Here is a 21,796-nt window from a genome sequence, read left to right as displayed (position 1 = left end):
TATGAAATCAAATTATATAAAAGTATTATTCGCATTTATAGTGTTGACTTTTTTAAGCTCATGTTCTGAAGACTTTTTAGATAAAAAGCCAACAGAGTTTGTTGATTATGATGGAGCGACAAAAACAACGGAAAATTTAATGACACTTTTGAATGGTATTCATAGGTCATTATATTATAGTTATGAAGATCAAAGCCAGGCAGGATTAGGAGGTTTAATGGAGCAAACTGATATTGCAGGTGATGACGTGGTTTTTCCAATTACAAATGGCTGGTTTTTGACAGTATATAACTGGAGTGCAATGAATAATGAAAATTCTTCAGAAATTCGTTTTGCTTATAGGACTTATTATAGAATCATTAGAAATGCAAATACAATAATAAATGCAGCAGATGTTGCAATTGGCTCTGATGCTGATAAGAAAATTGTAAAAGGACAGGCTTTGCTTTACCGAGCATTTTGTCACTATCAATTGGTACAGTTATTTGGCAAGAGATATGTAAATGGTGAAACAAATTCTCAACTTGGAGTACCTATTATATTGAGTGTAGGAAATGACAAATTTCCTCGTTCAACGGTTGAAGAAGTGTATGCTCAAATTAATAAAGATTTAGATGAAGCTAATGTTTTATTGCTTGACTATACAAAACCAAACAATTCACATTTAGATTTGAAGGTTGCTCAAGGTTTAAAAGCAAGAGTAGCTTTAACTCAAGGAAATTGGTCGCTTGCGGCTGAATATGCAAATAAGGCTAGAACTGCAAAGACTTTAATGCCAATTTCTGAATATGCTTTAGGTTTTAATGATTATAATAATAAAGAATGGATGTGGGGAAGTCATATTAATGAAGTTCAAACTCAGTATTTTGGAAATTTTGGAGCTTACATGTCTAGAAATTTTAGTTCAACGGTTATACGTTCTTGTCCAAAGGCAATCAACAGCAAACTGTATAACATGATTCCGCCAACTGATGTGCGTTCTACGATTTTTGATAAAACGGGAAAACATGCAGCATTGGCACTTCCTTCAAATTTTGCAAAATTTCCATACACGAGCCAAAAGTTTTTAGCTATCAGTACTGGTGATAGTAGATGTGATGTTCCATATATGCGTGTTGCAGAAATGTATCTAATAGAAGCAGAAGCAAAAGCAAGACTTGGAAACGCAGATGCCGCTGCAGTACTTTTTGAATTCGAAAAAACAAGAAACCCTTCCTATACATTATCAACAAATTCTGGACAAGCATTGGTTGATGAAATTTTACTTCAAAGAAGAATTGAATTGTGGGGAGAAGGTTTCAGATTTTATGATTTAAAAAGAACAAATTCGACATTAGATAGAACAAATTCTAACCACGATGCTGGTATTACAAATGGAGTTTTAACTGTTGCTCCCTCAGATAATAGATGGCAATGGTTGATTCCAAGAGCTGAAATTAATGCTAATCCACTAATTGTTCAAAATCCATTGTAGAGTAAAAGAAAAATAAAAAAAGGCCGGAAGTCTCAAAAAACTCCCGGCTTTTTTACAACAACTAATTTTAATTACTTAACAAATTTGTCAATGATTTTATCTGTTTCTGCTTTTGAAGCATCTGGTTTCAAATCAAATAGAAGAGAGTAAAGTGCTTTTCTGTCAACTTTGGCCTCTAAGTTTAAGTCTTGGTGTCTGTCAAAAAGAGTTTGCCATTTGTCACGAACATTTTTCCAAAGCGCATTATTTTCTTTCCACCATTTTTGTCCAGCAATACATTTAGAATCATCTACTTTAGTGTAAACGTCAAATCCTTTTTCTTGAGCTAATAAAACATCTTTTCCAGTATCGTCGCGAACTAATTTATCATTGTCTTGCTCATGATTCCACCCTGTAGCAGTGATTTCGTGAATGTTTCTTCTTTTCAAAACGTTATAATCGTTACGTTTTGTCTGCTCTCTTCTTGGAAGCGGAGCATCTGCAACGTTTGCCCAATAATCTTGTCCGTCAACATGTACCCAAGTTGAAGAACCTTCATATCTTGGACTATCATCTACTTGATATACTTTTTGAGTCCATTGACCTTTAACAGCTTTTTTATCTAGCTTTTTGTATTTCCAAGAATTGCCTTTATCAAAAGTATATAAGTCTGTGTTTTCGTAAAGCCAATCTTGTCTCCAGTGTTTGATAATCATATCAGGACTTACAATAAGTAAATGCTGCATTACGATTTTGTTTGGAGTATCTTCTAATAACTCAACCCATTCTAAAGCAGATTCGTGTTTCGTTTCAGAAGGTTTATAAGTAAGAGAATCTTTAGGGTATGAGAAAGTTTCTGTGAAATTAAACTTCACTTCATAACAACCACACATCGATTTAATTGACTTAATGTCTTGTTGTTTTTTGTCCTGACTAAAACCAAGACTGCATGTTAAAGCCATAGCGGCTGACATAAATAGGCTTTTTGAAATCATAACTTATTGTTTTGTTTTTAAAATTTTCGCAAATATATAAATTTTATTTAGAACAATTAAAAATAGTTATATATTTGCATCGATTATTAAGACTGAATAAAAATAATGAATTTTAAAATTACTCTTTTTGCTGTTGTACTTTTTTGTCAAATTTCTGTTTCTCAAGAGGTTAAAAAAGATAGTGTGAAAACAAATGAATTGTCAGAAGTTAAAGTTACTACTGCAACTAGAACAGAAAGAGTGCTTTCGTCATTGCCTTTGCCGATGACAATTATTACATCTGAAGCAATTATGAAGTCTGGAGTTACAAGATTAAATGAAATTTTAAGCGAGCAAACCGGTATTATTTTGATTCCTGACGAAAGTGGTTTTGAGGGAATTCAAATGCAAGGACTGGATGCCGCTTATACCATGATTTTAATTGATGGAGTGCCATTAGTGGGTAGAAGTGCTGGTGTTTTGGACTTATCTAGGGTTTCTGTCGGAAATATAGAGAGAATTGAAATTGTTAAAGGAGCTTCTTCAGCATTGTATGGTTCTGAAGCCATGGGAGGAGTAATAAATGTTATTACAAAAAGACCAAAAAAAGATACGTTTACGGGAAGTCTTTCTTATCGATACGCAACTTTTAACACCAATGATGCTAATACGAATTTGCTGTGGAAAAAGAAGAAATTTTCAGCTAATCTTTTTGCTAATTTTTATTCTACAGATGGTTATGATTTAGATAAAAGTACGCCACTAAAAAATGTGGAGCCATTTTATAATTTCACAATCCAACCTAAGATATATTACGATTTTTCAGAGAATCTAAAGTTAATTGTAAACAACCGTTTTTACGATATGAAAATGGATAACGTTGCAATTATCGATTCTGAAAACTACAAAGGTGATGCAAAAGAAAAAGAATGGAACTCGCAAATTAAATTTGAGCATAAATGGAGTTCGAAAGTGTATTCTGAATATGAGTTTTACACGACGAATTATAAAAATGATTCCTTTTTAAATGATAAGAATAATACTCTTTATGAAAGTGCTTATTATAATCAATGGTTAGTTCGACCAGAAATTCGAACGACACTTTCGTTAAAAAATGATAAACTGACAGGTGGAGTTGGAGTCAATTATGAGACTTTAGATAGAACTTATTTTGAAAGACAAGTAAACTTTAATTCGCAATATGTTTACCTGCAATACGATTACAATCCAACTGAGAAATGGAACGTTCTTGCTGGATTTAGATATGATAATCATAGTGAATATGCTTCACAGTTTAGCCCAAAATTAGCAGTCAATTATAAGGTTAATGAGAATTTTTCTTTAAAATCTTCTGTAGGATATGGATACAAAGCTCCAGATTTTCGTCAATTGTATTTTGATTTTACAAATCCTTCAGTTGGATATACCGTTTTGGGATACAACGTTGCTGAAGATCGCTTAAATCAACTTGAAGAGCAAGGCCAGCTTTTGTCTAGAGTAGATGGAGTAAATTTTGGTGAACCGTTGAAGCCAGAAAGTTCAATAAATGTCAATTTTGGAACTTTTTATAAGAGAAATAAATTACGATTAGACGTCAATGCTTTCTATAATTCAATCGAAAATTTAATTGATACTCGAGTTGTTGCTCAAAAAACTAATGGTCAGAATGTCTTCAGTTATTTTAATATCAGTAAAATTTTCACTTACGGTCTAGAGTTTAATTCAACTTACGATTTCACAAAAGAATTATCAGTATCATTTGGATATCAGTTTTTAACAGCAAAAGACAAATCTGTTTTGGATAATTTCGAAGATTATCAATATATCCGTAACTCAGATTTACAGACGATTCAAATTAAGAAATCCGATTATTTTGGATTGTTTAACAGATCAAAACATACGGCTAATGTTAAGTTCGCCTACACTATTCCTAAAATAAAAACAGACATCAACTTACGTATTTTTTATAGAAGCAAATACGGAATGTTTGATACAAACGGTAATCAGATACTTGACAAATATGACACATTTGTAGATGGTTACTTCTTAACAAACCTGTCAATTTCAAAATATATCGGAGATAAATTTATGCTTCAGGCAGGAGCCAATAATTTATTTGATTTTACAGACCCTAGCCAAATTAGCAATTTGGCAGGTCGACAGTTTTTTGCACGAATTCAATATAATTTTTAATCAATATTTATTTAACACCTTTTTCAAAATGAAAACAAAATTCTTCAAACTTTCGCTTTTAGCATTATTTATTTTTACAGCATCTTGCAGCAGCGATGATGATAAAAAAGAAGTAGCACCAGTGGTAACTACAAAAGTTTCTAATATTGCTGCGCCTCAAACAGGTGGTCAGGGACAACCAGCTGGAGGAGCATTTGCAAAATTTAGTTTTTCTCAAAATAAGTTGGTAACAGATAATAGCTGGGATATTGCTTTTCGCGGGACTACAATTATTGTAAATGGAGGTGCTAAAATTGGTCTTACAGATGAACCAGAAAGAACAGGATCTGGTGCAGTAAGTATTGTGTCTGGTACATTTGCTAGTGTAACTGCATTTCCTGCGGCAAGTACTTTTGCTCAAGATGCATCAACAGTTTATTCAATCCCGACAGGAAGCGGAAAAGGTTGGTATGCTTATAATGCAGAAACTCATATTATTTCTCCTATTGCAGGAAAAGTATTTGTAGTAAAAACACACGATGGTAAATATGCAAAATTTGAAATATTAAGCTATTATAAAGATGCGCCAGCAAGTCCAACATTAACTTCTGAATCGCCATATTATACTTTTAATTTCGCATACCAAGCAAACAGTACTACTACATTCTAATAAAGAGTAACAATCTCAAATAGTTTCTTTTGCACAGAATACTTTTAAATAAAACATTAAAAATCTAGTGAATCATTAGCTTTGTTTTTTTTATTTTTTTTTGATAAAGGGGTTAGAAAAATTCTAACCTCTTTTTTTTGTTCTACTTTCTTGTTAAAATGAAATAGAAACAAAATGTTATTCTATCTTTGCACAAATTTTTTCTGCAGTAAGTTATCCATTATTGAATTGGTTTAATTTTTGAAAGCAATTCTTCATATTTTATTATAATTATTTAAGTGAATACAAAGTCTTATTTTTTTCAGTCTTTTGCAATTGTGGCTTTAGCGTTGGTCGCTTTTATTGGGTTTAAACAAATCCTTCCAGACAAAATATTTTCTGAGAGTAAGTTAGACTCTAAAAATATTTTAATAGACAGTCTGCTTTTAGAATCTGTTGCCGACGATTCATTATCGCTAGATAAAGACAGTATTGCAAAAAGTGAGCAAGCACTAAGCGGGCAGAAAATTGTTTTTGATGAAACCGAAGGAATTGAATTTCCTGCCGAAACATTCGAAAATTACAAAGGCTATCAATACCTGATTTCTTTTTATGAGAAATTGTATCAGCTGGAGAAAAATCCGCAGAACAAGGTTAGAATTGCTTACTACGGAGATTCCATGACCGATGGAGATTTAATCGTTCAAGATGTCCGTACCAATTATCAGGAACGTTTTGGCGGAAATGGCGTTGGTTTCGTTTCTATTACTTCAGAATCTGCAGCTTCGAGAGGTTCTGTAAAATCTACCTATTCTAAAAACTGGAAAACACAGTCCTACTTAAATGTAAAAAGACCAACTAGTCCTTTTGGAGTTAATGGACATGTATTTTTTGCAAATGATAAATCAAATTCGACTTGGGTTCAGTACGAAGCTGGACTTAACAAATATTCTACTTCTTTAGATAACGCAACATTATTTTATGGACGTTCGTCTAAAGTCGGAAAAGTGAATTTCATTATAGGAAAAGATACAATTAAAAAAAGTCTTTCTCCAAATAGTTTAGTAAATACACTAAAAGTTTCATCTGGAAGTTTAAAAGCTTTTAAAGCCAATTTTTTTCAAGCAGATTCTATTCCGATTTACGGGTTTAATTTTGACAATGGAAGCGGAGTTCATGTTGATAATTTCTCACAGCGAGGAAATTCAGGACTTCCAATTTCGATGTTCAATGCCGATGTAATGAGAGCTTTTAATAATAGCTTAAAATACGATTTGATCATTCTGCACTACGGAACCAATGTTTTAAATTACGGAACCAAAAATTATTCTTGGTATGAAAAAGGAATGACAAAGACCGTAAATAAAATAAAAGAATCTTTCCCAGGAGTTTCTATTTTAATTGTCTCAACAGCTGATAAATCAACAAAATATGATTTGGAAATGAAAACCGATTCTGCTGTCGTTCCTTTAATGAAAGCACAAAAACACTATGCCTTAGAAGCTCATGCAGGATTTGTGAACTTATATACTTTGATGGGTGGAGATGGTTCTATGATAAAGTGGGTTGATGAAACTCCCGCAAAAGCAAACAAAGATTACACGCACTTTAACCAACGTGGCGCAAAAGCAATTGGTAATTTGCTTTACGGACAATTAAATAAAGGATACGAAGAATATAAAGTACTCAGACAAAAAAGAGATTCTGAAGGGACTAAGCCAAAACCAATAAAAAGAGCCAGACCCGATTCCGTTTCAGTAACAAAAGATAGTGTATGATAAATAAACTTATGATTTTCTTTTGTTGTCTTTTTTTTACAACAAATGAAAAAACGCCCAAAACAGACGTACAGCCAACACCCAAAAGTATGATTCAAAAAGTGGATACAGCAGCAATTGATGCACCTTCTGACGGTCAGATTTATAATGCAAAAGCGATAAGCGATTTTTTTCAGAAACTGGAAAAAAATGAAGATCAGAAAAATCAAAAAATCAATATTGTACATATTGGAGATTCGCATATTCAAGGCGATTTAATGACCAATGAAATCAGAAAAAAATTGCAGCAGAGATTTGGAAACGCTGGGCGAGGTTTAGTATTTCCTTATCAATTGGCTAAAACAAACGGATCTTATAATGAACGTTTTAGATCAAATAGAACTTGGGAAAGCTATAGAAATATTCACCCATTTAAACAATGTCCGATTGGAATAAGCGGAATTGGTCTTTGGAGAGATTCTGGCGGATTTGTAATGGAAATGAATGTAAAAGATCCGGCGTATAAATTCAATACAATAAAAATTATTACGCCTCAAAATCAGAATATGTTCGATTTGGCAATTTCGTCTAAAATCAATTCTATTCAGACAACAGAACGAAGAGTCATTACCCATAAAATTAAGAAAGGCGAAGTGCTTGGAACAATTGCAGATAAATACAATGTTTCTGTTGCTGAAATTAAAAGAGACAATCGTTTAAAAGGGAATAATATTCGTGCAGGAAGAACATTAAAAATTGCAACAAACGAAACTAGGGAAAAGACTATTTCAATGTCAGAATTTGTTCCGCTGGCTATAGAATCAGATTCTTTCTCGCATTATTATAATTCAGAAAACGCTTTAAGCCGAATTTTTTTGATTCCAAATAAAGAAGCTAAAGATTATGAATTGAACGGAATTGTTTTAGAAAAAGATGCTCCAGGTATTATTTATAGCAGTATTGGAGTAAACGGAGCAAAATATTCAGACTACAATAAATATCCATTATTCTTTGATCAGTTAAAATCATTACATCCAGATTTACTGGTTTTCTCTTTAGGAACAAATGAAAGCTATGATCACTTGGAACCAGAAAATTATATTAAAGAATTACGAGAGTTTATCAATAATGTACGAGCACAAAAAATAGACGCTCCTATAATTGTAATGACACCTCCGCCATCATTGTTAAGACGAAAGCCAAATACCTACATTGATAATTATGCGAGACAAATTATAGATATAGCCCAAAAAGACGGTCTTGCTGTTTGGGATTTGTACGATGAATTTGGAGGCATGAGCGGAATCAGGCAATTAAAAGTACAAGGGCTAATTGGACCAGACTGGGTTCATTATTCAAAAAAAGGATACGAGAAGCAAGGAGATTTGTTTACTCAAGCGATTTTAAGATCATACGATAATTTTAAATTAAAGAAGTAAGTTGACAACAATAGAAAGCATTAATAATTGGTTTATTCAAAACTTTGGTGCAATTACAATAGAACAAGTTAAAAGTTGGTTCGTTTATAATGAAGACGAAAAACTTTTATTCAATACCGGTTTATTCTTAGGTTTATTTCTGGTTTTCTATTTTGTGTATGGTTTTTTACGCAAAACATTTTATTTGAGATTAACCTATGTTATTCTCTTCTCATTATTCTTTTACTATAAATCAAGCGGTATTTACTTTCTGCTTTTATTGCTTTCGTCAGTTGTAGATTATGGTTTGAGCCAGATTATTTACCGAGAAAGCAGAGACGGAGTTAAGAAATTTTACTTGGTAATTAGTGTTATTTTGAATTTGGCTCTTTTAGGCTATTTCAAATACATGAACTTTTTGATTGTAACGTACAACGATATGTTTCATAGTAATTTTGCACTTCATAATGTTTTTCTTCCTGTTGGAATTTCGTTTTATACGTTCCAATCTATGAGTTATATTATTGAGATTTATAGAGAAGAAATTAAACCGACAAAAAATTACATCGAATATTTATTCTTCGTTTCATTCTTCCCTCAATTAGTTGCGGGACCAATTGTTCGTGCAAAAGATTTCTTGCCTCAGATTTATCAAAAATTAAATCTGACGCAACAAGATGTAAACAATGCTTTGTTTTTGATTATTGGAGGATTAATCAAGAAAACCGTAATTTCAAATTATATCTCAGTAAACTTTGTCGATCGTGTTTTTGATACACCAATGAGTTATACTTCGTTTGAAAATTTAATGGCTTCGTACGGATATGCCATTCAGATTTACTGCGATTTCTCAGGATATTCAGATATGGCAATTGGTATTGCATTATTGCTTGGATTTAAATTGCCAGTCAACTTTAGAACTCCGTATAAATCCACTTCGATTACCGATTTCTGGAGAAGATGGCATATTTCGCTTTCGACTTGGTTAAAAGACTTTTTGTATATCTCTATTGGTGGAAATCGTAATGGATCTTTCGCGGGATATTTATTTCCAAGTTTATTTTTCTTCGGCTTATTGCTTTGGGGAATGTCTTGTTATAATGAAAGTGTAATTCCACTTGTCATTGCAGGAATCAGTATTTTAATTTTCGCTTTGTCGTTTTTACTGTCAAGCAAAGTAAAACAGACTTTAGTGACCAATTTCAACCTGTTTACTACAATGCTTTTGGGAGGATTGTGGCATGGAGCAGGAGCACAGTTCATCGTTTGGGGAGCACTTCACGGATTAGCATTAGCAGTTCATAAAATATTCATGGAATTTTTTCCTTCGAAGAAAGATAAAAGTCCAAACTTCTTATGGAGATTTTTCTCAATCTTAATCACATTCCATTTTGTGGTTTTCTGTTGGATTTTCTTCCGAGCAAGAGATTTCGAAACAGCATTACAGGTAATTAATAATATCGGCCAATTAACATTCGAACCAGAACTTTGGAAAACAATTGTTCTTGGATATAAAAATGTATTCGGATTAATGCTGTTCGGTTACGTTTGGCATTTCTTACCAGAAACTTTCACAAACGGAATGAAATCTGTTTTCGATAAAACACCTTTACTAATAAAAGCCATAATCTTAGGATTCGTTTATTGGATAGTTTATGCAACAGCAGTCGCAGGTTCACAACCTTTCATTTACTTCCAATTCTAAAATAAAGTTACAAAGTGACACAGTTACAAAGGCGCAAAGGTTTTTCTTCTTGCGTCTTTTTTGTTTTTAGCCAGTCCCGATAGCTATCGGAATAAAAGGATTAAAAAGATTTTTTTATGCAGATTTTGTAGATTGTGGCAGATTTTATTTTTTAGATTTTAAATAATAATCTGCATGATCTGTGAAAGAAAGAGTAGCAGTTATTAATTCGAGAAATTAGTGTAATTCATGGCAAAAAACCTTTGTAGCTTTGTTACTATGTTCCTTTGAACCTTAGAAAATAAAAATTGCCTGAAATATCTAATTAGATTATCTTTGCACTTCATATAAAGAAAATGATATGTTTGATAATTTAAGCGATAAGTTAGATAAAGCGTTCCATATATTAAAAGGGCACGGTAAAATTACAGAAGTAAACGTTGCTGATACCTTAAAAGAAGTTCGTCGTGCGTTACTTGACGCCGATGTTAACTTTAAAATTGCTAAAGATTTTACGGCAAGAGTAAAAGATAAAGCAATTGGTCAAGATGTATTAACAACTTTACAACCAGGACAATTATTAGTAAAACTGGTAAAAGATGAGTTGACAGAATTAATGGGTGGAGATGTTGCTGGTGTAAACTTATCAGGAAATCCAACTGTTATTTTGATGTCAGGACTTCAAGGTTCTGGTAAAACTACTTTCTCAGGAAAATTAGCAAACTTCTTAAAAACAAAGAAAAACAAGAAACCATTACTTGTAGCGTGTGATATCTACCGTCCGGCGGCGATCAATCAGTTGCATGTTGTGGGAGACCAAATAGGTGTTGAGGTTTACTCAGAACCAGAAAATAAAAATCCTGTTGAGATTGCCCAAAATGCAATCAAACACGCTAAAGCAAACGGATTCAATGTTGTTATCGTGGATACAGCAGGACGTTTGGCAGTAGATCAGGAAATGATGGACGAAATTGCACGTGTACACAAAGCAATTCAGCCACAAGAAACATTGTTCGTTGTCGACTCTATGACAGGACAAGATGCTGTAAATACAGCAAAAGCTTTCAACGATATCTTGAATTTTGATGGAGTTATCTTAACAAAATTAGATGGTGATACTCGTGGTGGAGCTGCGCTTTCGATCAAATCGATTGTAAACAAACCAATCAAATTTGTTGGTACTGGCGAGAAAATGGAAGCAATTGACGTTTTCTATCCAGAACGTATGGCTGAGCGTATTTTAGGAATGGGAGACGTTGTGTCTCTTGTTGAAAGAGCTCAAGAGCAATTTGATGAAGAAGAAGCAAGAAAACTTCAAAAGAAAATTGCTAAAAACGAATTCGGTTTTGATGACTTCTTAACGCAGATTCAGCAAGTAAAGAAAATGGGTAATATGAAAGACTTGGTTGGAATGATACCAGGAGCTTCAAAAGCCATGAAAGATGTTGAAATCGAAGACGACGCCTTCAAACATATAGAAGCGATCATTTATTCGATGACGCCAGCAGAAAGAAGCAAACCAGCGATTATCGACGTAAAAAGAAAAGCCAGAATCGCAAAAGGTTCGGGAACTAAAGTCGAGCAAGTAAATCAGCTGATGAAGCAGTTTGACCAAATGAGCAAAATGATGAAAATGATGCAAGGCCCAGGCGGAAAAAATCTGATGAAAATGATGGGAGGTATGAAAGGGATGCCGGGTGGTATGCCAGGAGGAATGCCGAGATAATAAAAAGAGTTTCAAGTTTAAGGTTTCAAGTTAAGAGGCCAAAACTTGAAACTTTTTTGATTCAATAAAATATTAAGTTTCGCAAGTAACGTGAAACATGAAACTTTAAACCTGAAACAACACACAATGCAACTACTAGACGGTAAAAAAACATCTAACGACATTAAAAACGAAATTGCAGCCGAAGTTCAATCTATAAAAGCAGCTGGAGGAAAAGTGCCTCATTTAGCAGCGGTTTTAGTGGGAAACAACGGAGCAAGTTTAACTTACGTAGGAAGTAAAGTAAAATCATGCCAAGAAATCGGTTTTGATTCAACTTTAGTTGCTTTACCAGAAACGATTACAGAAGATGAGCTTTTAGCAAAAATTAAAGAATTAAATGAAGATGATAATCTTGACGGATACATCGTTCAATTGCCTTTGCCAAAACATATCGACGAGCAAAAAATCTTATTGGCAATCGATCCTGATAAAGACGTTGACGGATTCCACCCAACTAACTTTGGAAGAATGGCTTTGGAAATGGAAAGTTTTATTCCAGCAACACCATTTGGAATTATGGAATTGTTAGAGCGTTACAAAGTAGAAACTTCAGGAAAACATACTGTTGTAATTGGAAGAAGCCACATCGTTGGACGTCCGATGAGTATCTTGATGAGCCGTAAAGGAAATCCTGGAGATTCTACAGTTACATTGACGCACAGCCGTACTAAAGACTTAGCAGAATTCACTAAAAATGCTGATATCATTATCACAGCTTTAGGAGTTCCAGAATTCTTAAAAGCAGATATGGTAAAAGAAGGAGTAACCGTTATCGACGTTGGAATTACACGCGTAGATGACGCTTCAAATCCAAAAGGATATGTTATAAAAGGTGACGTTGATTTTGATGGTGTAAGTAAAAAAGCATCTTTCATTACACCAGTTCCAGGTGGAGTAGGACCAATGACAATTGCAATGTTGCTTAAAAATACGCTTTTAGCAAGAAAAATGAGAAGCGCAAGAAATCAATAATTTCTTTCTGAATAATATTCAAAACCCGTTCATTTGAACGGGTTTTGTTGTTTTTAATATATAATTAATAGTTTAAAGTTTTGGTTCTTAAAAATAAAGGATACTTTTGCAGCACTTTAAAAAATAACACTTCTCCAAATGGACGATTATTATTATTCGTTAGTATTAAATTAAGCAGCTTTTGAAATTTCAAAATGCTGCGCTAAAAACCTGTATTTTGAAATGAAAGCCTTTTACACAAACAACAACGGATTAGTAGAAATCCAAAAATGGACTTCAAATTGCTGGATTCACATCGAATCTCCAACAGAATCAGATAAAAATTACTTATTAGAAGAACTTCAACTTCCCGAAGCATTCTACAATGATATTGAGGATATCGACGAAAGACCTCGTATCGAAATCGAAGACGGCTGGACTTTGATTATCATGCGTATTCCCATTAAAAGTGGCGATGTCAAAATTCCATTTCATACCGTTCCGCTCGGGATCATTTTTAAAGACGATATCTGTGTTACCATTAGTTTTTATAAAACAGAAATCATAAAAGACTTTGTGGCTTATTCACAGCGCAAAAACATCGACATAGAAGACAATTTCAATTTAGTTTTAAGATTGCTTTTGTCCTCAAGCGTTTGGTATTTAAAATACTTAAAACAAATCAACCAGAAAATAAAATTAGCAGAAGATAATTTAGAAAAATCGATCAAAAACGAAGAATTGCAAGCCTTGCTACAAATCGAAAAATGCTTTGTGTTCTTCATCACGTCTTTAAAAGCAAATGACGTTTTATTTCAAAGAATCAAAAACTTAAAAGCGCACAAAGCCAGTTACGATCCAGAATTATTAGAAGATGTCGAAATTGAGTTAAATCAGGCGCAAGACACAGCCAATATCTACAACAACATCTTAACTGGAATGATGGATGCTTATGCTTCGGTAATTTCAAACAATATGAACAATATCATGAAGCAAATGACATCAATTTCAATCATATTAATGATACCAACTTTAATAGCCAGTTTGTACGGAATGAACGTGCCAAACGGATTAGAAGAAAGTAAATACGGAATCTGGATCTTACTTTTAGTTTCAATAATTCTATCCACTTTTGGAGTCTTTTTGTTCAAGAGAAGAAGATGGTTCTAAAATTTTAAATATTATAAAGCCTGTTCGTTAAGAATGGGCTTTTTCGTTTTTATATTTTGGGCGTGACCCCGACCCATCGAGAGGGCAAATATACTTTGCGCTTATACGCCCTCTCAACGGGTCGGGGTCGGGCTATCCGCGCTACTTCGGTAGCATGCTCCTATCCCTCACGCAGTCTCGTCTAACAAGAAAGTTTCTCTCCTGCAAGGTTTTCAAAACCTTGTAGGTATATTTAGAAAGTTAAAACAAAGACGACTTTAGTTTTTTGATTCAAGCTCAGCTTCAAACCTACAAGGTTTTGAAAACCTTGCAGGAATCTATATTGTAATCGAAAATATTTTTCTTTTTTTACTTGCCAATTCAAAATAAATAATAACTTTGTAACGCAAAGTACTTTAATTATGAATCAAAAGCACCAAGAAGATTTAGCACATATTCGTTCCATGATGGAGCGCTCTTCAAGATTTATATCGTTAAGCGGACTTTCAGGAGTTTTCGCGGGTCTTTCGGCTTTAATTGGTGGAATCTATGTGTACCAGTTGTTCAAAGCAAATGGAATGGATTATATAAATGATGAACATAGATTGTATTCGGCCAATTTAGTTTCAGAATTATTCTGGATAGGAATCGGAATTTTAGTTTGCGCATTTGCATTCGGAATTTTTTTCACCATTAGAAAAAGCCGAAAATACAATCTGCCAATTTGGACATCTGCGACCAAGAAAATGCTGTTCAATTTAACAGTTCCACTTTTTGCTGGAGGTGTTTTTTGTTTGGCTTTAATGTATCATGGATACTTTGGGTTGGTTGCGCCATCTACTTTGCTGTTTTATGGTTTAGCACTTATTAATGCAGAAAAATATACTTTTTCTGATGTAAAATATTTAGGTTTCTGCGAACTTTGTTTAGGATTAATTGCTCTTTTCTATATCGGATATGGATTGATTTTCTGGATTCTCGGATTCGGGATTCTGCATATCTTATACGGATTAGTAATGTTCAAAAAATACAAATAATTGAATGGGAATTATTGACAAACTAAATAAAGATTTCGAAAGCCGTGTCAGACTGGGTATTATGTCCGTTCTGATGGTTAACGACTGGGTAGATTTTACCGAGATGAAAACGCTTTTGAATATCACCGATGGTAATTTAGCAAGTCATTCTTCTGCATTGGAGAAATCTGAATATATAGAGATTAAGAAAGAATTTGTGGGCAAAAAGCCAAAAACATCTTATCACGTAACACCGCTTGGCCGCGCGGCGTTTAAAGAACATCTTTCTTACCTCGAAAAATTAATGAAATCTTAGAAACTAAAATTTTTTATCTAAAAACTTTGAATTACAAAGTACTTTTAAAACTAAAATCATGAAAAAACATCAAATTATCTTCGCGTGTACCGCGGTTTTTATACTGCTTTTTTACAATGAATCTGTTGGAATCAATATTTCTATTTTTGGCGTTTTGCTAACACTTTTAATTAGCTATTTCTTTCAAGAAAAGTTAGTCGACAGATCACATCTAATTTTGGTAATGACTTCTATTTTATCATGTTTTGCTTTTGCTTGGTATGGAGATGCAGCATCGTTTTTTGCATTAGCATTATCAATTTTGTTTTTACAATTTAAAACACAAGATGGCGAACTCAAAACGATTCAAATCTTTCCATTGATAATCGTAAACGGATTTGCATCAGTAGGACGTATTTTTCTTTTCAGCCAATGGCTTCCAGAAAGAAAAATTCATAACGATTTTGCTAAAAAATTAGTGGCGTTTGTTGTTATTCCAGTCATTTTTCTTGGATTGTTTTTTATCGTTTATTCTTTCGGAAGCGATCATTTCTCTTCACTATTTACAGATTACGAGTTAGATATCAATTTGCCGCAATTAATTGCAATGTGTATTTTAGGATTTTATATCTCTTTCAGTTTTTGGAATTATTGGGTTCCAGATGCTTGTTACGAATTCAATCCAAAGCTAAATAATGACTTCAATACTATTTCTGAAGTTAAAAATCAAAGCACATTTTCATTCCTTGATTTGGATTTCGAAAGAAAAAGCGGAGAAATCACATTGTTTCTCTTGAATATTATGCTTTTGGTTTTTATTGGAACTTACAATTACGAACAATTCTTTGAAGTTGTCGAAAAAACAAATCTAAGTGCCGATACTCATGAAAGAGTAAATGCAGTTATTTTTTCAATTCTAATGGCAGTTGGCGTAATCCTATTTTACTTTAAAGGCGGATTTAATTTTGATGAAAAAGCCAAATCTTTAAAAAATTTAGCAAAAGTTTGGCTTGTTTTAAATGTGATTCTAATTGTAAGCGCTATGGTCAAGAACTCAGAATATGTTTCTTTTTATGGTTTAACATACAAACGTCTTGGTGTTTATGCTTTTTTAATTTTAGCTATTATCGGATTGGTAGTTTCATTCCAGAAAATCAGAAAACAAAAGGCCAACGCTTATCTTTTCAACCAGATGGTTTGGTATTTCTACGGAACAATTCTTTTGTGCAGTTATATCAATTGGGGAAGTTTGGTAACTAATTATAATATCTCTGTAAACAAAGGTGTAGAGCCAGTTTTTCTAAGCGGTTTGAATTTTAATGATGATGTCCGTCGTGAATATTTCAAAAAAAATAATTTAAACGGAAACTATACAGAAGCTGTGCGAGAAGAATTGATTTCGAATTATCAAGAATCAAACTTTTTGTCTAAAGCGTTGTATTATGAATTTCTAGATAAAGAAAAGAAATAACAAAAAAAATCCCATTCGTTTGAATGGGATTTTCTTTATTTATTATCTCCTCTTTTTTTAAATCGAGGGTCATGTTTTGAGATAAAATTTTTTCTTCTAGTTGGAGTTGCACTTGAAGCCGAATTTTCAACTTTAGGAAAACTCGCTTCTTCAGTTTTACTTGAAGGCTCAATTAACTGATTCAGCTCTTTTATTTCTGCATCAGTTAAATCCCTGTATCTTCCAACCGGAACGTCTAAAGAAATATTAATGATTCTGATACGTTTTAAGGCCGTAACTTCATAACCCAAATATTCAGACATTCTTCTAATCTGACGGTTTAATCCTTGCGTTAAAATGATCTTAAAAGTGTATTTGCTAATTTGCTCTACTTTGCATTTTTTGGTCACAGTATCCAGAATCGGAACACCATTTCCCATACGCTGAATAAAACGTTCTGTTATAGGTTTGTTTACCGTAACAGTATATTCTTTTTCGTGATTATTTCTGGCTCGAAGAATCTTATTTACGATATCACCGTCATTCGTCATAAAAATTAATCCTTCACTGGCTTTATCCAATCTTCCAATTGGGAAAATACGTTTTGGATAATTTATATAATCAACAATATTGTTTTTAACTTCAAGATTGGTCGTGCATTCAATTCCGACAGGTTTATTGAAAGCCAGATAAACCATTTTTTCGTTTTTCTCTACGATTAATTTGCCATTAATACGTATTTCGTCATCTGGAGAAACTTTAGTCCCCATTTCAGCCACAGCGCCATTTATAGTTACGCGTCCTTCTTCAATTAATTTATCAGCTTCACGACGAGAACAATAACCCGTTTCTCCAATAAATTTATTCAGACGTTTTAAATTTTCTTCCATATTGCAAAAGTAGACAAAAGTTTAGACATCTTAGAATTTTAGATTTCAGACTTTAGATTTTAGATTTTTGGAAAAAAAACTTTGTTTCTTTGAGCCTCTGTAACTTTGAACCTTTTTTACGAATCATGAAAAATAGAACTATCTTCTGGAATTTCTTTTCTGTCGAACATTCCATAATCACGAACAACAGTAGCAATTCTTAAATGATAATCTTTAAAAACTTCATTTCTGCCTTTTGCCTGCGCATGACGATGCATTTCCAGATTTCGCCATTGCTGAATACTTTCTTCATCTTTCCAAAAAGATAGAGACAGTACTTTTGAAGGATTGGTAAAACTTTGAAATCGCTCTATCGAAATAAATCCTTCAATATTATTTAATTCCGGACGCAGACTCGCTGCAATATCTAGATATTCTTCTTTTTTTCCTTCGTTCGGAATCACTTCAAAAATTACGGCGATCATCTTTTCTAGAATTATGAATTATAAGTTATGAATTATGAGTTATGAATTATGAGTTGAATCAGAAAACCTTTGCAGTTTTGAGTCTTTGTTACTTTGAACCTTCAAACAAAAACTCAATCACTTTGTCATACAATTGATCGTCATGCATTCCGTGACCTAGACCGCTGGTTTCTACAAATTGGCTGTTTTTCCAACCTTGTGCTATTTTTTTTCCTTCTGCAAAAGCAACAATTTTGTCTGAAGTGTCATGAGCAATGAAGCCGGGAATTGTAATTTCTGACGCAAATTTTTGTCCCGAAAAATCTTCCAGCTTAAAATTGAAACGATTTATGAATTTGCTTTCCAAAAGGGGCAACATTCTTCTATTCAAACTAAGCATCGAAATATAATTGTCAATCAAAGTTTTTAAATCTGAAGGAGCGCCAAGAATAACCATTTTGTTGATGCTCGTATTCGGAAACAAATATTGATGGTAGACGCAGGCAGCACCGCCAATAGAATGCCCAATAATAATTTCTGGCTGATATTTTTCTACTGCTTTATTGATAAATTCTGCATAAAGCGGAACATTAAATTCTTTTCCGCTGCTTTGTCCGTGTGCGGGTGCATCAATAGCTATAATGGTACTTCCAGATTTTTGAAGATGTGGTAAAGTCTTTTTCCAACGAGCGGCATTGCTTTCCCATCCGTGAACTAAAAGAATTTTAGTTTCATTTCCCTTCCAGATATAGGTTTGGAAATGATGTTCGTTATGATGAAATATTTCTGTTTCTGTATGTCGCAAAACTTTTGGAAGTTCCTCTTTTTTTAATCGGCCAATTCGAGGCTGGCTGAAAAGGGCATACGAAAGTTCCGTGGCTTTCTGAGGACGCACATAACTCAAAAAATTAATATAAGATCCAACTGATTTTAATGTAATAAAACGAATGCCTTTTTTAATTCCCAAAACTTTAATTTTTTTTCTAAAGGTAAAAAATGTTTTGCCACAGATTAAAAGGATTAAAAAGATTTTATTCAGCATAAGAATAATTTAATCTGTGTTAATTCTTTTAATCTGTGGCAAAAAAATAATTGCAAAAAAAAAGTCCCGATTAAATCGGGACTTGATATTTAGAATTTTGCGAACAATTGTTCCATTTTTTCTTTTTCTTCTTCAGCTAATTGCGTATCAACTAAGATTCTTCCAGAGTGCTCATCTGTGATGATTTTCTTTCTTGAAGCAATTTCAACCTGAGTTTGAGGTGGAATTGTAAAGAAAGATCCAGCAGAAGCTCCTCTTTCGATAGAAACTACAGCTAATCCGTTACGAACGCTGCTTCTGATTCTGTTGTAAGCTGCTAATAATCTGTCTTCGATTTGTGCAGCATACTCAGCAGATTTCTCAGTTAAGAAAGTTTCTTCTTTCTGAGTTTCAGCCATAATAGCATCTAACTCAGATTTTTTATGTTTTAAATGAGAGCTTTTAGCATCAAGTTTTTCTTTTAAGTTAGAAATAACTTCTTTTTTGTGCTCAATAGAAGCTTTCATTTCTTTGATTTGCTTTTCAGCCAATTGAATTTCTAATTCTTGAAATTCAACTTCTTTTGTCAAAGAATTAAATTCTCTGTTGTTACGTACTGATTCTTGTTGTTTTGTGTACTTTTTAATAACCTCTTTATGCTCCTCAATAGCAATTTTCTTTGCTTTGATTTGCTCCTCAATCACTTCAAGTTCACCTTTCAGTTTCTCTGAACGAGTGCTCAAACCTGCAACTTCATCTTCTAAATCTTCAACCTCTAAAGGAAGTTCTCCTCTAACGTTTCTGATTTCGTCAATTCTAGAGTCAATAAGCTGTAAATCGTATATTGCTCTTAACTTGTCCTCAACACTTAATTCTTTCGTATTCGTCATATTTTATAAGTACTTAACTGGATTTGTATTTTCTTCCGATAAAATGATTGCAAAATTAAGAATTTTTTTTCGAAGATAATCAACAATATAATTTTTTGTATAGCGTTCACTCTCAAAATGACCAATATCTGCCAAAAGTAACTTGTTTTCGGCTTCATAAAATTGGTGATATTTTAAATCGGCGGTCAAAAATGCATCTGCTCCAGCCTGAATTGCATTTTTTATGGCAAAACTTCCTGAACCGCCCAAAACGGCCACTTTTTTTATTTTTTTGCCTAAAAAAGCAGAATGACGAATTCCATCAGCAATCATTTTATCTTTTACAAAATGAAGAAAATCTTTTTCATCCATTTCAGTTTCAAATTCGCCAATCATTCCTAAACCAATATTTTGGTGTGAATTCTCAAGATTATAAATCTCATAGGCGACTTCTTCGTAGATATGATTGGCAAAAAGTGCTTTTAGAATGCGGGATTGCAAATGTTTTTCAAAAGTAACTTCAATTTTTATTTCCTCAGTTTTTGTTAATTCATGACGCTCACCAATTACTGGATTGCTATCGGAATTTCCTTTATAAGTTCCAGTTCCTTTAGAGTTAAAACTGCAATTGTCATAATTGCCAATTGTTCCTGCGCCAGCTTCAAATAAGGCATTTCGAACTTTATCGGCATTATCTGGAACGGTAAAAGTGACTAATTTTTGAATGAAATTTTGTTTCGGAATCAAAACTTTGGTATTTGTCAATCCTAAAGCATCACAGAAAATTTTATTCACCCCTTGCGAATGATTGTCAAGTGCGGTATGAACGGCATAAATAGCAATGTCATTTTTAATTGCTTTTAAAATAGCGCGTTCAACATAATTTTTACCTGTAATTTTTTTAATTCCAGAGAATAATATCGGATGAAAACAAACTATCAAATTGCAATTTTTAGCAATTGCTTCATCAATTACATTTTCTAAGGCATCGTGGCAAACTAAAACGCCAGTGCTTTCGGCTTCAGAATCTCCAACTAAAAGTCCGACATTGTCAAAATCTTCGGCGTAAGCCAAAGGAGACATTTCTTCAAGAACCGATATAATATTTTTGATTTTCATTTTTATTTTTTGTTTCAAGTTTTAGGTTTCATGTTTCAAGTTCTATTACTTGTGCCAAAACCTCGAACAAATTAACGAAAAAAAATACAGTTTCATAAATCTGGCTTTTGAGTGTCTTCATGAAGCGATTTGATTTTGTATATTTGCGTAATTAATAAAATATTAATTTTTAATAATTTATTAATTGTAAGGTTATAATTTAATTTAGTAAGTCATGACTACAATAAAAATTAACGAACGCACGAAGACAGGAAAAGCATTTATGGAAATGTTCGAAGTTTTTTTTAAAGGTCTTGATGGTATTGAAATTGTAGAGACAGATAGTTATGGACAGGTTAATGAAGAAGAAAGTCCATATAATCCAGAATTTGTAGATATGGTTTTGAAATCTGCCAAAAGTAAAAATAGTACTGAAGTTAATCCTAAGGATGTATGGGGAAGTTTAGGATTGAAATAAAAGAATTAGCTAAAAAAAACATTATTCAGCATTATAAGTTAGGAGATAAAAAGAGTATTAAAAATATCGAGAAAATTCTTTTAGAGCTTTCTGAAACACCTTTCGAAGGAAGTGGTAATCCTGAGCCATTAAAGTATGAACTTACTGGTTTTTGGTCGAGACGAATAAATCAAAAAGACAGAATGATATATGATCTAGAAGATGATACTGTGACAATTTTTGTCGTTTCTGCAAAAGGTCATTATTCAGATAAATAACTTT

Annotated in this window: 20 protein-coding genes; 14 read left to right on the top strand and 6 right to left on the bottom strand. The window is 33.0% G+C overall.

Annotation, left to right across the window (positions count from 1 at the left end; all coding sequences use genetic code 11):
- The first annotated feature begins 1 nt into the window (after nt 1).
- Nucleotides 2-1,474: a RagB/SusD family nutrient uptake outer membrane protein gene (locus DMB71_RS02135; protein ID WP_111363240.1), complete on the top strand. Its 1,473-nt coding sequence runs from the start codon at nt 2-4 to the stop codon at nt 1,472-1,474.
- 71 nt (nt 1,475-1,545) lie between these two features.
- On the opposite strand, the gene DMB71_RS02130 is transcribed toward DMB71_RS02135, so the two are convergent.
- On the bottom strand, nt 1,546-2,448 hold the full coding sequence (locus DMB71_RS02130) for a DUF6607 family protein (protein WP_111363238.1): 903 nt from the start codon (nt 2,446-2,448) through the stop codon (nt 1,546-1,548).
- Between the two features lie 105 nt (nt 2,449-2,553).
- On the opposite strand from DMB71_RS02130, the gene DMB71_RS02125 reads away from it, so the two are divergent.
- The 11 genes from DMB71_RS02125 to DMB71_RS02075 all read left to right on the top strand — a co-directional run bounded on the left by DMB71_RS02125 (nt 2,554) and on the right by DMB71_RS02075 (nt 16,757).
- Nucleotides 2,554-4,620 (top strand): TonB-dependent receptor plug domain-containing protein, encoded by a 2,067-nt coding sequence (locus DMB71_RS02125; RefSeq protein WP_111363237.1) that lies wholly within the window; start codon nt 2,554-2,556, stop codon nt 4,618-4,620.
- A 28-nt stretch (nt 4,621-4,648) separates the two neighbouring features.
- Nucleotides 4,649-5,269: an HmuY family protein gene (locus DMB71_RS02120; RefSeq protein ID WP_111363235.1), complete on the top strand. Its 621-nt coding sequence runs from the start codon at nt 4,649-4,651 to the stop codon at nt 5,267-5,269.
- Between the two features lie 278 nt (nt 5,270-5,547).
- Entirely contained in the window at nt 5,548-7,026 is a 1,479-nt protein-coding gene (locus DMB71_RS02115) for an SGNH/GDSL hydrolase family protein (RefSeq protein WP_111363233.1), read from the top strand.
- Entirely contained in the window at nt 7,023-8,444 is a 1,422-nt protein-coding gene (locus tag DMB71_RS02110; protein ID WP_111363232.1) for a GDSL-type esterase/lipase family protein, read from the top strand. Before DMB71_RS02115 ends, DMB71_RS02110 begins: the two co-directional genes overlap by 4 nt.
- A 1-nt stretch (nt 8,445) precedes the next feature.
- Nucleotides 8,446-10,128 carry an MBOAT family O-acyltransferase gene (locus DMB71_RS02105; protein WP_111363230.1) on the top strand — a complete coding sequence of 561 codons (1,683 nt, stop codon included), beginning with the start codon at nt 8,446-8,448 and terminating at the stop codon, nt 10,126-10,128.
- Nucleotides 10,129-10,468: 340 nt separating this feature from the next.
- Entirely contained in the window at nt 10,469-11,833 is a 1,365-nt protein-coding gene (gene ffh, locus DMB71_RS02100) for a signal recognition particle protein (protein ID WP_111363229.1), read from the top strand.
- Between the two features lie 126 nt (nt 11,834-11,959).
- Nucleotides 11,960-12,847, top strand: coding sequence for a bifunctional 5,10-methylenetetrahydrofolate dehydrogenase/5,10-methenyltetrahydrofolate cyclohydrolase (locus DMB71_RS02095; RefSeq protein WP_066033632.1), 888 nt, complete (start codon nt 11,960-11,962; stop codon nt 12,845-12,847).
- 222 nt (nt 12,848-13,069) lie between these two features.
- Nucleotides 13,070-13,996, top strand: a complete 927-nt coding sequence (locus DMB71_RS02090; protein ID WP_111363227.1) for a magnesium transporter CorA family protein — start codon at nt 13,070-13,072, stop codon at nt 13,994-13,996.
- Between the two features lie 401 nt (nt 13,997-14,397).
- On the top strand, nt 14,398-15,012 hold the full coding sequence (locus tag DMB71_RS02085) for a hypothetical protein (protein WP_111363225.1): 615 nt from the start codon (nt 14,398-14,400) through the stop codon (nt 15,010-15,012).
- Nucleotides 15,013-15,016: 4 nt separating this feature from the next.
- A complete protein-coding gene (locus tag DMB71_RS02080) occupies nt 15,017-15,307 on the top strand; it encodes a winged helix-turn-helix domain-containing protein (protein WP_111363224.1) in 291 nt (96 codons plus the stop codon).
- Between the two features lie 58 nt (nt 15,308-15,365).
- Nucleotides 15,366-16,757, top strand: a complete 1,392-nt coding sequence (locus DMB71_RS02075; protein ID WP_111363222.1) for a DUF4153 domain-containing protein — start codon at nt 15,366-15,368, stop codon at nt 16,755-16,757.
- A gap of 35 nt (nt 16,758-16,792) precedes the next feature.
- Here the strand turns inward: DMB71_RS02075 and rluF are convergent, their stop codons facing one another.
- From rluF to DMB71_RS02050, 5 genes are all read right to left on the bottom strand, one after another.
- On the bottom strand, nt 16,793-17,626 hold the full coding sequence (gene rluF / locus DMB71_RS02070) for a 23S rRNA pseudouridine(2604) synthase RluF (RefSeq protein WP_111363221.1): 834 nt from the start codon (nt 17,624-17,626) through the stop codon (nt 16,793-16,795).
- A 116-nt stretch (nt 17,627-17,742) separates the two neighbouring features.
- Nucleotides 17,743-18,090: an antibiotic biosynthesis monooxygenase family protein gene (locus DMB71_RS02065; protein WP_111363219.1), complete on the bottom strand. Its 348-nt coding sequence runs from the start codon at nt 18,088-18,090 to the stop codon at nt 17,743-17,745.
- Between the two features lie 88 nt (nt 18,091-18,178).
- Complete coding sequence (locus tag DMB71_RS02060) at nt 18,179-19,036, bottom strand: alpha/beta fold hydrolase (RefSeq protein ID WP_111363274.1); 858 nt, start codon at nt 19,034-19,036, stop codon at nt 18,179-18,181.
- Between the two features lie 164 nt (nt 19,037-19,200).
- Nucleotides 19,201-19,980, bottom strand: coding sequence for a zinc ribbon domain-containing protein (locus DMB71_RS02055; RefSeq protein WP_091496387.1), 780 nt, complete (start codon nt 19,978-19,980; stop codon nt 19,201-19,203).
- Nucleotides 19,981-19,983: 3 nt separating this feature from the next.
- On the bottom strand, nt 19,984-21,078 hold the full coding sequence (locus DMB71_RS02050; protein WP_111363218.1) for a Nif3-like dinuclear metal center hexameric protein: 1,095 nt from the start codon (nt 21,076-21,078) through the stop codon (nt 19,984-19,986).
- 214 nt (nt 21,079-21,292) lie between these two features.
- Here DMB71_RS02050 and DMB71_RS02045 point away from each other — a divergent pair, with 214 nt between their 5' ends.
- Together DMB71_RS02045 and DMB71_RS02040 are read left to right on the top strand one after the other, a co-directional pair.
- Entirely contained in the window at nt 21,293-21,535 is a 243-nt protein-coding gene (locus DMB71_RS02045; protein WP_111363216.1) for a DUF2683 family protein, read from the top strand.
- Nucleotides 21,511-21,792 (top strand): Txe/YoeB family addiction module toxin, encoded by a 282-nt coding sequence (locus tag DMB71_RS02040; RefSeq protein ID WP_111363215.1) that lies wholly within the window; start codon nt 21,511-21,513, stop codon nt 21,790-21,792. The genes DMB71_RS02045 and DMB71_RS02040 overlap by 25 nt, the downstream gene beginning before the upstream one ends.
- Nucleotides 21,793-21,796 lie beyond the last annotated feature (4 nt).

It is taken from the genome of Flavobacterium tistrianum (assembly GCF_003254545.1).
In the GTDB taxonomy this organism is placed as follows: domain Bacteria; phylum Bacteroidota; class Bacteroidia; order Flavobacteriales; family Flavobacteriaceae; genus Flavobacterium; species Flavobacterium tistrianum.
This window is presented reverse-complemented; position numbering and strand designations above follow the sequence as displayed.

Bases quoted from the DNA above. Each gene is read 5' to 3' on its own strand.
- DMB71_RS02090 (WP_111363227.1), top strand. From the start codon at position 13,070: ATGAAAGCCTTTTACACAAACAACAACGGATTAGTAGAAATCCAAAAA.
- DMB71_RS02085 (WP_111363225.1), top strand. From the start codon at position 14,398: ATGAATCAAAAGCACCAAGAAGATTTAGCACATATTCGTTCCATGATG.
- DMB71_RS02080 (WP_111363224.1), top strand. From the start codon at position 15,017: ATGGGAATTATTGACAAACTAAATAAAGATTTCGAAAGCCGTGTCAGA.
- DMB71_RS02040 (WP_111363215.1), top strand. From the start codon at position 21,511: ATGGGGAAGTTTAGGATTGAAATAAAAGAATTAGCTAAAAAAAACATT.
- DMB71_RS02045 (WP_111363216.1), top strand. From the start codon at position 21,293: ATGACTACAATAAAAATTAACGAACGCACGAAGACAGGAAAAGCATTT.
- ffh (WP_111363229.1), top strand. From the start codon at position 10,469: ATGTTTGATAATTTAAGCGATAAGTTAGATAAAGCGTTCCATATATTA.
- DMB71_RS02125 (WP_111363237.1), top strand. From the start codon at position 2,554: ATGAATTTTAAAATTACTCTTTTTGCTGTTGTACTTTTTTGTCAAATT.
- DMB71_RS02055 (WP_091496387.1), bottom strand. From the start codon at position 19,980: ATGACGAATACGAAAGAATTAAGTGTTGAGGACAAGTTAAGAGCAATA.
- DMB71_RS02120 (WP_111363235.1), top strand. From the start codon at position 4,649: ATGAAAACAAAATTCTTCAAACTTTCGCTTTTAGCATTATTTATTTTT.
- DMB71_RS02130 (WP_111363238.1), bottom strand. From the start codon at position 2,448: ATGATTTCAAAAAGCCTATTTATGTCAGCCGCTATGGCTTTAACATGC.
- DMB71_RS02110 (WP_111363232.1), top strand. From the start codon at position 7,023: ATGATAAATAAACTTATGATTTTCTTTTGTTGTCTTTTTTTTACAACA.
- DMB71_RS02065 (WP_111363219.1), bottom strand. From the start codon at position 18,090: ATGATCGCCGTAATTTTTGAAGTGATTCCGAACGAAGGAAAAAAAGAA.
- rluF (WP_111363221.1), bottom strand. From the start codon at position 17,626: ATGGAAGAAAATTTAAAACGTCTGAATAAATTTATTGGAGAAACGGGT.
- DMB71_RS02095 (WP_066033632.1), top strand. From the start codon at position 11,960: ATGCAACTACTAGACGGTAAAAAAACATCTAACGACATTAAAAACGAA.
- DMB71_RS02050 (WP_111363218.1), bottom strand. From the start codon at position 21,078: ATGAAAATCAAAAATATTATATCGGTTCTTGAAGAAATGTCTCCTTTG.
- DMB71_RS02135 (WP_111363240.1), top strand. From the start codon at position 2: ATGAAATCAAATTATATAAAAGTATTATTCGCATTTATAGTGTTGACT.
- DMB71_RS02075 (WP_111363222.1), top strand. From the start codon at position 15,366: ATGAAAAAACATCAAATTATCTTCGCGTGTACCGCGGTTTTTATACTG.